General features: G+C 64.5%; 1 protein-coding gene. It reads right to left on the reverse strand.

Features of this window, described 5'->3' with window-relative positions; all coding sequences use genetic code 11:
* Positions 1–367: 367 nt before the first annotated feature.
* A complete protein-coding gene (locus GD429_RS40585) occupies positions 368–14,863 on the reverse strand; it encodes a hypothetical protein (protein ID WP_227791723.1) in 14,496 nt (4,831 codons plus the stop codon).
* Positions 14,864–14,952 lie beyond the last annotated feature (89 nt).

Here is a 14,952-nt window from a genome sequence, read left to right on the forward strand (position 1 = left end):
CGCTAGACGACCGAAGCCAGGAAACCAGTCGGCTTGATGTACTCTAAACAGGCCCCATGACCAGACTGTCAAGATTTGTGACACTGAAACAAACGACGCATCAAGTGCCATGCATATACGCAGGGGGTTCAAATTTGCTTCGATAATCTGCGTCAGCAGCATTCCGCCTCGGCAACAATGAAACAAATAATTTTTCCTGCCCACGCACAAGATAAGTAATCCGAATAAATTATTCCCCCTTCTATACCGCAATCTATTCCGCGATCGATCCTGGACGAATTTTAATAAGATGGTTCATATAGCAGGATGCGATCGCCCCCGAAGACTGTCCGCCCGTGGCGTCCAATCTCGAGGGCGTCGCCGTCTGCTAACGGGCCGACAAGGACAACACCTGCGTACACGCAAGCTTCACATCGGTCTTGTCGCCGAGCAGCTCGTTGTCACAGGTAACGACAGTTGAAGGGAAAACGCCGAATGTGAAGCGCGGCGGTGCATAGTTGCCGTTTATCGGGAATGACGCCTCGAATGTCGCGCGGACATACGGCGATGCCGTTGCGTCGACTCCCCATGGGGCAGGCGAACCATAGAGGTCGCTCAGATCCACCGCAAAGAGTCCGCCATACTGGCTCTGCGCCGTACCATTCTGCGCCGCCGGGATAAACACCCCTGCGCTGGCGACCGAGACGCTCGATGGGCCGGACGTGCCGTTACTGGTACTGCCGTTACTGGTAGTGCCGGTCACCTTCGTCCCGCCCGGGCTGATGGCCTGCTGCGAAGGCGGAATCGCCACAAGCGTTGCCTTGTAGAAGAGCCCGTTCCCTTCGATCAACCCGACTTGCGGAACGAAACTGCTGGACGGATACGCCCTGTTCCAGCGACTTGCGGGCGCCGACGCGCTCGGAATACCGCTGATATTCCCCAACACGACCTGATTCACCGCATCGGTCGCATAGCCATCGGGTGCTTGACCGCCGGCCACCGCATAAACCGCAACGCCCCCCCCGTTGGACACGACGTTTGCCGTGTTGCGGAACCATCCCGGCCCCGGGTTCGCGCCCGAAGCCGCATCGGCGACGAACGTGATCGGGCCGCCAACCGTGACGTTGTTTCGAACGTTCACGTCCAGGCCGCCGGCCCCGATCATCGCCTGGCCCACACTGACCGGCGAATCGATCTCCAGCACGCCGCTGGACGATGCCGGCGCCGCGAGCAGCGCCAGATTGCCCTGCGTCGAAACACCAGATTGCGCGATGCCAACTGCATTACCCGATACGCCCGGCGACAGCGTCAGATCGCCGATCGTCAGTTGGCCGGTCTTCGTCTGAAGAGACAGGTCGCCTTGGGTGCGAGCGGCAGCCGTCATCGGAAGCGCGTTGATAACAGACGCGTTCTGCGCCGCGGTAACACCGAGCGAGTGCACGGATGATTGCAGAGGTCCAGTACCGCCAGCCGAGCCGATCGAGCCGGTATCGGCGGTGAGCACGGCTCCCGTCGCACTGATCTCGCCGTTCGATTGAGCGATGTTGTTCGCCTCGAGAAACGCGTTACCTGTCGTACCAACGTTCGCCGCAAGGTTCAAGTTGCCGCCGAACGAACGCGCGTTGATTTCACCGCCACCGCTTGCAACCGCCGCATCGACGTTCAAGTCTCCGCCGTTAGCTTGCAGCACAACGTTGCCGCTACCGTCCGCGGTCACCCCCGATGCCGTCAGTCCCGCCGCATTGCCACCAAGCGCCGGCTGGACATTGATGGCACCAACGCTAAGCGGGCCATTGAGCGTCTTGATCGCAATCGAGCCGTTGCTGTGCGTCAGTGCAGCGGCATCGAGCGCACCATCGTTCACCACATTGGCGTTCCCGAGCGCATTGAGGCCGACCGTCTGTACGTTCGTTGCAATCGGACTCGCAGCCGTGCCGATATTCCCGGCGTCCGCGGTGAGCACCGCGGCTGCTCCGCTGATCTTGCCCGCGCGCTGGACGATGTCGCCCTTCGTTGCCTCGATAAAGGCATTGCCATTGGTCGTCACGTTCGCCGCGAGCGTGGCGCTGCCGGCCGAAAGCACGTTGATTTCCCCGGTATCGGCCGTGTTGGCGACGCCCGTGGACGTGAGCATCGTGCCCGTGGTGGTCGTGCCCGACAGGTTCGAGTTGGCGAGCGTGAAACCCACCTCGTTGATCGCGCCGCCCAGTTGCACGGCTCCGGTGGTGGACACCGCCGTGCTGCCGCTGCCGCTTTCGCTCGTGGCCAGCACGGGCGTAGCGCCTGCCGCGATGGCCGTCGCCGTGTCGTAGCGCACCGGAGCGTTGCTGGCGCCGATGCCCGATGCCGCGTTCAGCACCAAAGCCGACGCGACAATCGCCGGCGCGCTCGCATTCTGTGCGATCGCCCCGTTCTGCGAAGTGGCGACCACGCTATTGGCTGCCGTGATCGCCCCGAGCACCAGGTTGCCGCTCGCCGCCACGTTCGCCGCATCCGCGTTGTTGATCGTGATGCCGGTTATCGTGTTCGTCGGGTTGTTCAGCACGATGCGGCTGCCCTGGCCGCCGTTGAGCGCGTTGTCGTGCGCGCCATAGCTGCTGCCCGCGATCGTACCCAGCGTGTTGTTCTGCATGCCCGTGGCCGTATTCGAACCGGCCACGGCATTGACCGTCACGTTGCCGAGGTCCATCGCCGACGTCTGCACCAGGTTGTAGTCGGTCGTGCTCTTCGTCAGCGTGACGGGCGCCTTCGCCGTGGTCAGCGTCACCGTGCCCAGCGCGTTCGCGCCGCGGTTCAATACGATCGCATTCGTCGCGCCGCCCACGCTGGTTACGGTGGTGCTGCGCAGATCGACCGTCACGTCATGGCCAGCCGCCAGGTTCACCGACGACAGGTCGAAATCGGGACTGCTGCCGCTCGCCACCACGACACCCGTGGTCGCCGCATTGGCGTTGGTCGCGCTGTTCGAGCCGCCAGCCGTGACGCTGCCGCCCGGGCCATACGCGTTCACGCCAGTGTAGTTACCACCGACACTCACCGTGCCGTTGATGGCGCCGCCGGACTGGCCGGTCTCGGTCAGGTTGGCGCCCACCGTGGTGCTACCCGTCTGGTCGAGGCTGCCTTGGGTAGTGATGTCGTAGTTGCCCGCCACCGAGGAGCCGTTCTCGATCAGCGCAGCCGTGCCGTTGGTCAGCGTCGCCGAATTACCCGTCGTGAAGCGCGTCGTATCGACCAGCAAGGTACGGTCGCTGATCAGGCCCGCTGTCTGCTGCACCAGGCCCGACGCATTGATCGACAGCGTATCGGCGGTTACGTCGGACGCCAGCGTGACGCCACCCGCATTGGTCGACAGTGCCGTCGAACCGAGCGTGTTCATACCCGAAACCAGGTCCACGCTGCCGCCGAATGCATTGATCGGCCCGCTTACCGTAATAGCCGCGGTCGCCCCAACCTTGAGTGCGTTCGCGCCGACGTTGCCGCTGAGGTTCAACGCCCCCTGGTTCTGGATCACCGCGTCACCGGTGCCTGCGACCGTGGCGCTCAGCGTCGAGACCGCCGTCGCCAGGCCGCCGGCCGAGCCCGGCCCGCCGGCGCTTGCCGCCGCGCCAATGCCATTGGCCGCTGTCGCGTTCAGCGTGTTGCCGATCACGACTGGCGACGATGCCGGCTCGTTGTCGATGATCTGACCGTTGGCGGCCGCGAGCGAGACGATGCCCGTCGTGCCCGTGGTGGTCTGCATCACGCCGGTGTTGAACGTGATGTCCTGATTGGCGCTTGCGGTGATCGCACCGCTCCCGCTCGTCACGTTCTGGTCAACGAGCAAACTCGAGCCCGTGCCACCCGCGCTCAGGTTGACCGCGCCAGTCCCGTTTGCATTCACGCCGCTCTGGGTCAGGCCGATCGCGTTGCCAGCCAGCGTCGGCAGCACGTTGACCGCACCGACGGTCAGCGTGCCGTTGGTGGTCAGGACGTTCACCGCACCATTGGTAGTCGTGATTGCCCCGAGCGTCAGTGCGCCCGCATTCGACGCATTGACGTCACGCTGCGCGTCGAGACCAAGCGTATTGACGGCCGTGGCGACCGGATTGCTCGCGGTGCCGATCGCGCCCGCCAGCGCCGTCAGTACCGCGCTGTTTGCTGCGACGGTGCCGCCCGTCTGCGCGATATTGCCGCTGCCGGCCTGAATGAACGCGTTGCCCGTCGTTGCAACGTTCGCGGCCAGCGTCGCCGTGCCGTTCGACTTCAGGTTGATCTCGCCCGTGGCCGCCGTATTGCTCGTCAGCGTTGGCGACAACAACGTGCCGGTGCTCGTCGTACCGGACAGGTTGGAACTGGTCAGATCGAAACCGACTTCGTTGATCGCGCCGCCGAGTTGCACCGCGCCGGTCGTCGACACCGCGGTGCCACCGTTGCCGCTGACGTTCGTCGCCAACACCGGCGTGTCACCGGCAGCAATGGCCGTGGCCGTGTCGTAGCGTATCGGCGCGTTGCTAGCACCAATACCGGTCGCCGAATTGAGGACCAACGCCGACGCCACGACCGCAGGTGCATTGGCCTTCTGGGTGATCGCACCGTTCTGCGAGGTAGCGACGACACTGTTTGCGGCGGTGATCGCGCCGAGCAACAAGTTACCGCTCGCCGCGACGTTCGCGGCATCCGCGTTGTTGATCGTGACGCCGGCCAGCGTATTGGCCGGGTTGTTCAGGACGATACGACTGCCCTGGCCACCGTTGAGCGCATTATCGTGCGTGCCATAGTTGATTCCGCCGATCGTACCGAGCGCATTGTTCTGCATTTGCGTCGGTGTGTTGGCGCCCGCGACAGCGTTGACGGTCAGCGAAGTCGTGCCCGGCAACTCGATGGCCGCCGTCTGCACGAGGTTGTAGTCGTGCAAGCCCGTCGTCACCGTGACCGGCGCCGATGCCGTCGTGATCGTCACGGTGCCCAGCGCGTTGTTGCCGGTGTTCAGGAGGACCGCATCGGTCGCGCCGGCGACGCTCGCGCTGATCGAACGCAGGTTCACGGTCACGTTCGAAAGCGTCGTGCCGGACAGATTGACCGACGCCAGATCGAAGTCCGGTCCGGTACCGTTGGCCGTCACGACTCCCGTCAAGGCCGCATTGTTGTTGACGGCACTATTCGAGCCGCCCGCCGTGATGCTGCCGCCGCCGGACGTCTGATTCACGCCGCTGTAGTTGCCGCCGACCTTCACCATGCCGGACACCGTACCGCCGGTTTCGCCGCTTTCGGAGAAGCTGCCGCCGACGGTCGTGGCACCCGTCTGATTCAGCGTGCCCTGCGTGGTAATGGTGTAATTGCCCGCCACGCTGGAACCGGCCTCCGTCAACGTCGACGTCCCGTTATTCAGGATCGCCGAATTGCCTGTGGTAAAGCGCGCGGTATTGACCCGCAACGATGTATCGTTGATGGTCCCTTGCGTTTGCCGCACCAGGCCCGACGAATTGATCGCCAGCGTACCGGTCGTGACATCCGATGCCAGCGTGACCCCGCCGGCATTGTTCGCGAGCCCCGTCGAGCCGAGCGCGCTCATGCCTGAAGTCAGGTCGACCGTGCCGCCCGACGCGACGATCGGGCCGCTCACTGTGATGCCCGCCGTCGAACCCACGTTCAACGTATTGGCGCCCACGCTGCCCATCACGTTCAGCGCGCCGCTGTTCTGCACCACCGCGTTGCCGGTGCCCGTGATTACCGCATCCAGGTTCGCCACCTGCGTGGCCAGATCGCCCGCCGATCCAGGGCCGCCCGCGCTCGCCGCGGTTCCGATGCCGTTCGCCGCGGTCGCGTTCAGCGTATTGCCGATCACCACCGCCGTGCTCGCCGCCTCGTTGTCGACGATCTGCCCGTTGGTCGCAGTCAGCGAAACGATGCCCGTCGCGCCGGCGCCCGTCTGCGCCACACCGTTGTTGAACGTCACGTTGCGGTTCGCCGTCACGTCGATCGCGCCACTGCCGCTGGTCACGCTCTGCGTGATCAGCACATCGGAGCCGGTGCCGCCCGCCGTGAGGCTTGCATTGCCGCTTCCGTTGGCGCTCACGCCGGAGAACGTCAGGCCGGCCGCATTGCCGCCGATCAGCGGCGTCAGCGCGACGCTGCCCACGGTCATCGTGCCGTTCGTGGTGCTGAGGGTGAGATTGCCGTTATTGGCCGATTCGGCCGCCACCGTCATCGCGCCCGCATTGTTCACGAACGCATCGCCGGCCGAATTCACGCCGAGTCTGCTCACCGCCGTCTGCACCGTACCCGGGCCGACCGCGCCGATCGGCCCGTTGTCCGAGGTCAGCACCGCACCCTTCGCCGTGATCGTGCCGGCCGTATAGGTGATCGCCTGGTTGCCTTCGACAAACGCATTGCCCGTCGTCGTGATGTTCGCGGCCAGGTTCACATTGCCGGTAGTCGACTTCGCGTTGATCTCGCCGCTGCCGCTCGTCATCGCGGCATTGACGTTCAGATCACCACCATTGGCTTGCGTGCGGATCGTGCCCGTGCCATTGGCGTTCAACCCGGTGAGTGCCGCGCCGATCGCATTGCCGGTAACGATCGGTGCAAGATTCACCGTTCCCACCGTCAGGTCGCCTGCGACGGTCTGCACATCCAGTGCGCCGTTGGCCGTGGTTGCCCCGGCCACCTTCGTCGGGCCCTGTTCGGTCGCATACGCGCTGCCGGCCGACTGCAGCGCCAGCTGGCTCGAATTGAGCTGGATGCGCGCTGCGGCCGTGCCGATCGTCGTACCGGCCGTCAGCACGATGCCCTTGCCACTCACCGTGCCGGCGCTTTGCGTGATCGCCTTGCTCGCGGCGTCGACGAACACATTGCCACCGGTGCTCACGTTCGCGCCCAGCAACACGTTGTTGGCTGCCAGCGCATTGATTTCACCCGCGGCCGAGCTGACCGCTGCATTGACCAGCAGGTCCACGGCGGACGTCAGCTCCACGTTGCCCTGGCCGCCGGCCGCCACTGCGTTGCTCAACGTCACGTTGCCGCTGCTGTTCGCGATCGTGATGTTGCCGCCGTTGGTCGTCACCGTATTGCCTGTCGTCACGGGGCCGGCCGCCGTCAGCGTGACGTTGCCCAGCAGCGCGCTATTGCCAACCGACGTGGTTGCGACTGTCGTACCCGTCGTCGTCGTGGCCGGATTGCATACATTCGACGACGTGCTGCTGCATGCGAAGCCAATCGTGTTGACCGTGCCGCCCAGCTGAACCGCCCCGGTCGTCGACACGAACGTGTTGCCGGTCGGACCGGTCACCGACGTCGCCAGCACACCGGGCGCCCCGGTCGCCGACACCACCGTGGCGGTGTCGTAATTGATCGGGGTGGCTGCCGTGCCGATGCCGTTGAGTGCCGACAGATCGAGCGTGCGCGCCTGGATCGCCGTGCCGGCGCCATTGCTGATCGTCCCGCCCGTCGAGACCACCGACAAACCGTTGTTCACCGTCACCTTGTTAACGGTGATGCTGCCGTCGCTCGATATGCCTGCCGTATCGGCGTTGTTGATCGCGATCGCGCCGATGTTGTTGCCCGACGACATCAACGCGATGCGGCTGCCGTTGCCGCCGTTCAGCGCGTTGTCGTGCGTACCGTAGTTGATGCCGTTGATCAGTCCCAGACCATTGTTCTGCAGGCCGCTGGCCGCGCTCGAACCGGCGACCGCATTCACCGTCAGCGACGCGACGCTGACCGGCGCCGTCTGCACGAGGTTGTAGTCGTTGGTCGCCGTGGCGACCGTAACCTTGCCGCCCGTCGTCAGCGTGACCGCGCCGAGTTCATTGCTGCCGCTGCCGTTGAGCAGGATCGCATTCTGCGCGCCCGTCACCGTGGAGGTCTTGCTGCGCAGATCCACCGTGATGTTCTTGCCGGTACCGAGGTTCGCGGAGGCCAGGTCGAAGTCGGGCGCCGTGCCGGTCGCCACCACGACGCCGGTCGTCGCGGCATTGGCGTTGGTCCAGCTGTTCGCGCCCGCGGCCGTAATGCTGCCTCCGGGGCCGTAGCTGTTCACACCGTTGTAGTTGCCGCCGACCTTCACCGTTCCGTTGACGGTGCCGCTGGTGAATCCCGTCTCGGTCAGGTTGCCGCCAACGGTCGTGCTGCCTGTCTGGTTCAGCGTCCCGCCCGTGCTGATCGTGTAGTTGCCCGTAACGGTCGAGCCGGTTTCGGTCAGCGTCGAAGTATCGTTGGTCAGCGTCGCCGAGTTGCCGGCCGTGTACCGCGTGGTATCAACCGAAAGAACAGAATCCTTGATCGTGCCGCCCGTCTGCTGTACCAGGCCCGACGAATTGATCGCCAGCTTACCAGTCGTGACATCCGATGCGAGCGTGACCCCGCCGGCATTGTTCACAAGCCCCGTCGAACCGAGCGCGCTCATGCCAGAAGTCAGGTCGACCGTGCCACCCGGCGCGGCAATCGGGCCGCTCACCGTGATGCCCGCCGTTGACCCCACGTTCAACGTATTGGTGCCCACGCTGCCCATCACGTTCAGCGCGCCGCTGTTCTGCACCACCGCGTTGCCGGTGCCCGTGATTACCGCATCCAGGTTCGCCACCTGCGTGGCCAGATCGCCCGCCGATCCAGGGCCGCCCGCGCTCGCCGCCGTTCCGATGCCGTTCGCCGCCGTCGCGTTCAGCGTATTGCCGATCACCACCGCCGCGGCAGCCGCCTCGTTGTCGATGATCTGCCCGTTGGTCGCCGTCAGCGACACGATGCCGGTCGCACCCGTGCCGGTCTGCGCGACGCCCTTGTTGAACACCACGTTGGTGTCCGCAGTCGCCGTGATCGCGCCGCTGCCGCTCGTCACGTTCTGATTGATCAGCACGTTCGAGCCCGTGCCGTTCGCGGTGAGCGTCACGTTGCCGCTACCGTTCGCGGCGACGCCCACCAGGGCCGCACCCGCCGCGAGCGGCGTGTTGTTGGGATTGTTGTCCCAGCCCACGTCCTTGCCGGTGCCGCTCACCACGTTCGACGCGACGTTCACGATGCCGACCGCGATCGTGCCGTTCGTCGTGCCGACATTGATGCTGGCGTTGTTGCTGCTCGCCGCCGCGAGCGTCACCGCGCCGGTATTGTTCACGTAGGCATCGCCGCCGTTCGCGATTGCGAGGCTATTGGCGTTCGTCTGCACGGCGCTGGCGGATGTGCCGATCGTCGTGCCGGACGTCAGCACCACGGCTGCCGCATTGAGCGCCCCCGATCCGCCATACGTCATCGCCTGGCCGGACTGCGCGAGGATGTTGCCGGCCGTGGTCGCGTTGGCGTCCCAGTTGATGCTGGTGGCGGCATACGCGTTGATCTCGCCGCTACCGCTCGTCAACGTGCCGGATGCGCCCTGATTGATGTTGCCGGTACCGCTCAGGCCCGCCGTCAGCACCAGATTACCGGTGGTGTCCGCGCTCACCGCGCCGTCGACGTCCACGTCGCGGTCTGCCGCGAGGCGGATGTAGCCGCCGTTGGCGGTGGTCATCGCGCCGACGACGTCCAGCGACCCGCTGCCCGCCACCGTGCTCGCGCGCGCGGTGATGTCGATGTTCTTCTGCGAACTTACGCCGCCGCCGATCACGACGCCGCCTGACGCGTTGGTGTCGAGCGCGGTCAAGTACACGCCGGACAGCGCCTGCGTGCCATTGGCCGTCGCGTTCAAGTTACCGAAATAGACGTCGAGCGGATCAGGCGTGGTCGAGCCGTCGCCGCCGATCGTGTTGGCTGCCGTCAACGTGAGCGTCCCGCCCGCCGAGAACGCCAGCTTGTTCGAGGTTGGCGTGTCCGTGCCGATGCCGATGTCGCCGTAGTTCGCGTCTTCCAGCGTGTCGAGGATGTTGCGGCCCGCGTTCACCGTGATCGAGCCGTTCGGCGTATACGTGTGCGCCGCTGCCATCACGTCGCTGTTCGCGCCGATCGCGTTCAGGGTAATGCTGTTGCTGCCGGTGTCGACGATGCCGACCGCCGAGGTCAGGCCATTCGCGTACACGTTGTTCGTCACCGCCGACGTCAGCGTCGACTGCGGCGTCGTGCCGGCCGGGAAGTTGCCAACCGTGAGCGTGTTCTGGCTGTCCGTGATGTTGACCGTGCCGTTTGCGCTGCCGGCCGCCGTCAATGCGAGCGGACCCGACTGGTACAGGTACGTCCCCGCCCCGGACTGGAACAGCGCGACGTTGACGTTGGTGTCGATCGCATTGCCGCTCCCCGTCGCGCCGATCGCGCCGCTGGCGATCATCGTCAGGTCGTTGCCGCTGACCGTATTGGTCCCTTGCGTGCCGCTGTGCGTGATATTGCCGTTGACGGCCTGCAGGAAGACGTTGCCGTTGGGCGCACTCACCGAATCGGTGATGTTGCTGTTGATCGCGATGTTGCCGGCGGCTTTCAGGTTGATTTCGCCGGTTGTGATTCCCGACGAATTCGCGACCGTGATCGGCGCATTGACGATGATGTCGCCCGCCGTGGTGCCGACGTTGATGCTGCCCGCGAGCGTCGCGCCCGCGCTCTGCGCCGACAGGCCGACCGGATCGAGCGGGTTGGTCGTCGGCGAGCCGTACGGCGCCGGCGCAGGCCAATTCAGTCCGTTCGGGCCGAAGGTAAAGGCGGCCAATGTCCCGTTGACGAAGCCGCTGTTGATCGTCACCGTCTTGTTGTTGGTGACCGACAGCACGCCGGTCGGGGTATCGCCCAGAATCGACATGCCGCGATAGGTGCCGCCCACGCCCAGCACGCCGGTGGCGTTGCTCGCCGGCGCGATCAGCTCGCCCGACAAGCCATTCACGCTGGTCACGATGTCCGCACCGTTGCCGACGATCAGCTGCAGTTGGTCGGCGCTGATCACCGCGCCGGGCGACGTGACGATCATGTTGCCCGCGCCCAGCGTCAGCAGCGAGCCCGACGACGCCCGCGACAGCGACGACAGGACATCGAGATCGCGGTTGGCCACGAGCGTGACCGGCGCCGTCCCGGCCGCCGGCGAGATGCCGCCCGGATCCGACACGATGATGTCGCGGTACCCGGCGATCGAGAGGCTGCCCGTCGTCGTGCCGACCTTGAGCCACGTCGCGACCGTCTCGGGATTGTTCAGGCCTGTGTTGGCGAGCGTGCCGCTGCCGAGACGCAGGTCCGCCACGTCGCCCGCCTGATGACCGGCAACGCCGTTCTGATACTCGTAGCCCGACCGGATATCGAGATTCCCCGTCCCCGTTGTGATGGTGTGCGGCGAGCTGACCTGGGTTTGCCATGCCAGCGGCGTCGCCCAGTTGGTCAGGATGCCCGAAGGCTGACTGGTCGAGTACTGGGTAAATGCGCTGGTGCTGAAATTGATGTACTGGGTGAGGGGGACTGTATAGAACTGACCGGACAGGCCGAGCCCTTGGCTGCCCGTGTTGCCTGTCACGATCGTGCCGATCGGATTAGATTGTCCACCCACGTCCGTGACGATTCCGGCATCTGAAGAAACCGTTCCGGCCGTGACGCCGCCGACTGTCGTTCCAACGCCAAGAGACGTGAAATTGGCAATGCGGCCGTTGTTGACGACGCTGTAGCTGTAAATCGCATACACGTTCTGGCCACCGGTGGTGTTGAGCGCCGTGAAGAACGTGCCGTAATTGTTGCCGTTGACGATGTTCCCGTTAACCGAGATCACGGATGTACCAGCGGCCAGCACCGTACCCGCTGCAATCGGCGTGCCGCTCAGCGTATACCACGCCCCGCTCGCGCCGGCAGGGACGGTGAAAACCGTGCTGAGCGTCCAGACCTGCCCGAAATTTGGCTGGATGCCGCTGTACGTATCGACGCTGAACACGGCGCCGCGGCCGTCGGCGCCCGACGTGTCGTAGCCGCGCGGATCGGTGTTGCCGCCGGTATAGAGCGGGCCGATCGCCGCGTAGCCGCCGAAGATGCTGCTGAGATTGGCGTCCGCCTGCAACGTCAGATTGCCCGCGCCGTTACGCTTGAAATCGGCGCCGATGCCGATGTCACCCTGCGACCGGATCGTGATGTTGCTGGTGTCGGTGGCATTGCCCCAGCCTGTCATGATGATCGCGCCGCGCGAGTTGACCGTGACGTCTCCCCGCAGCGCCGTCAGGTTCATGTTGATGAATTCGTCCGCCGCCAGATCGTTCGGCGAGCTGGACGTATCCGCGGATACGTTGACCACGCTCGAGGTCTTGCCGGCCGTCACGCCATCGGCCAGCACGGCGTTGTGCAGCACACTGACCGTATAACCGATGCCGTTGCTGACATCGTTGCCCGATACGGCGGACGTCACGCCCGAATTGAATCCGAGGATGCCCGTCGTATTGACGCTATTGCCGATCAGCGTATAAGCGGTGAAACCGTCGAGCGGCCAGTTCGGGTAGACGGGTTGCGGATTGACATAGACGTTCGGGACGATGGTGATATCGCCCTCGAGTGCCGGCACCACGCTGCCGCCGAACGGGGATATCTGGACGGACCCGAAATTGTCGGGAGCCGGCCCCCACACCCGCGAGCCATTCATCGGCAGATTGCCGGCCGTCTGCAGCGTCACGTTGCGGAACGACAGAAGCTGAATGCTGTCCAGGAACGGCACGTAGTTGATGCCGCCCGTGGTCCAGTCCCACTGCAGGTTCGTCAGGTCGTTCGCGCTGCCGGTATCGTTCCCCCGGTTGTTCACCAGAATGTATTCGTCGGTCCCGCCTGGCTGGAACGCCGCGAGATTGGTTCGCGCGGTCAGCGTCGCCGGATCCATGAAGGTCAGCTTGCCCGACTTGACCGCCGTGTCGTAGTTGAACGCGTTGTAGCCGGCCTCCAGGTCGACAGACGTGAGACTGCCCGTCTGGCCGATGCGGAAGTACTGGTTGTACAGATCGATGTTGTGATCCGCGAAGATCCGGAAGTAGTTCGAGCCGGTCGTGGCAAGCGGGAAGCTTTGCGTGAATCCGTTCAGCACGCTTCCCGACCAGGAAAGTGATGCAGGCGTGGTGGACGCGCTGACCGCATAGAGGTCGACGTTGCCGAAACCTCGCAGGTCGACCAAGCCGAACATGCCGGACGACGACGGCTGCAGGATGATCGGCTTACCCGAGTACGCGTAGTCGTCGATGCTGTCGGTTATGCTCGGCGTGGCCAGCCCCGTCGCGCCACCGGCAAAATCAATCTTGTCAACCTGACCCGTAGTCTGGTTATAACCCAACCCCGACCAAAGCATGACGTTGCCGCCAATTTGCCAAAGAGGCTGCGGCGCCAACACCTTGAGCTCGCCAAACAGATCGCTCTGTCCCGTCGCGTAATCGAAGCCGGCCTGCAACGTTGTCCAACTCGTGACGGCCATTGTTTTCGCGACGCCCGTCGTACCGTAGCCCTGCGGCAGAACAATGTTGCCGCTGGCCTGAATCATCAGAGAGCCGTTGACCGCAAACAAGTTCGACGTAGCCGTATTGCTACCGTTCTGCAGCAGATCGACGCGGGTATCATCGAAACCACGAATGTCCACAGCGGCAAACTGATTGCCGCTATTGCCCGCACGCAATTGCACCTGGTTCGTGGGCGTATCGAACGACACGCGCCCCTGACTGGGCAATTGCGCCTCGGTCGCCGACACCGACCCTTGCCACGTCGCCTGGGAAGCCGTCGGAATCGTACCGGCGACCGCCGTACCCGTTCCCGACCAGAGGTAGACATAGTCACCCTGCAGGATCGTATTCGGCTGCGCGAACGTGAGCAGACCTGAGTTGGTCAGCGTATTGAGCTGCAGTCCGTTGCTTGCGCCCGCCTCGAGATCCAGCGTCCCGCCGCTACCGACAATCAGGTTCTGCGTCACGATCAGGTTGCTCGCGGAAAGCTCCCTGATCTGCGTGCTCGCGAGAATCGGCACGGTTGCACCCGCACTGTCCTGCACCACCGTGTTCTGGAAACCTTCGACGACCAGGCTGCCGAACTGGCCGCTCGCCGAATTCGGATGCACGAGCACAACGGACGGGTCAAACGTGGTGCGATCGGACGCCGCGCAATTGGCCGCCGTGTTGCAACCGCTCGACACAATGACATCGCTCCCTTTCAGGATTGTGGGCGCCGTTCCGGAAAACTGCACGGCGCCTTTACCTGCATAGGCGTTGGCCACATCCACGGCCGCATAATTATTAATGCGTCCCGCGTCGATGACGAGCTGACCGCCCGGGCCCCAGAAAGTGCTCGCTGCGACTGAGCCCGCCGCGTACGAATTGCCGAGCAGAACGATATTGCCGCTGGCGGTTGTAAACACCAGCGAGGCCGAATTCGGCGCGCTCAGGCTCGTGGGCACGGTCAGCGCGGTCGACGAACTGCTCGACCCGAGCGCGTAATAGACGATGCCCCCGCCCAGATTTGCCGCAGGGTCGAGCGTGATGTCGGGCTTTACCGTGCCAGTCGCCGCATCCGAGCGCTCGACCTCCATCTGGCCGAAGCCGAGCACGAAAAGCGAGTTGTTGAAGGCGCTCTTGCCAGCGCCATATTCGACCACCACCGAGCTCGGCAGAAAATCCGACGTGCCACCCCGGTTACCCGACATGACGGTCACATTGCCGCCCTGCAGGACGACCGGATTGGCCGTGCCGCTGTTGAACGTCACCTGGTTGTTGCTGGTTCCGCCGTAATTGCGGCCCACATTGGCGAGCAGCGTATTTGCGCCGGCCGAAGAATTCCCGTAATTGAAGCCGGGCGCGAGCCCGACACCATACGGGCTGTTGTCGCCAATGATCGTCAAGTTCGCGTTCGGGCCCGCCGTCAGTTGAGGCGTGTTGACGGCGATACCGCCCCCCGCCTGCAGCCAAAGATTGCCCCCGACCGCAATGTTGGCGTTGATCGTCATCCGGTCCTGCGACGCCAGCGTGAGCGAGCCGCTTCCCGTATTGGTGATCGCCGCGCCCGAATTCACCGTCAGGTTGTTGAACGCAGTCAGCGTCAGCGTATTGGCGTTGTTGTACGTGAATCCCTGAGCGATCGTGATATTGCCCGTGCCCGTCC

Source organism: Burkholderia sp. BE17 (genome assembly GCF_009362305.1).
Lineage (GTDB): Bacteria > Pseudomonadota > Gammaproteobacteria > Burkholderiales > Burkholderiaceae > Burkholderia > Burkholderia pyrrocinia_C.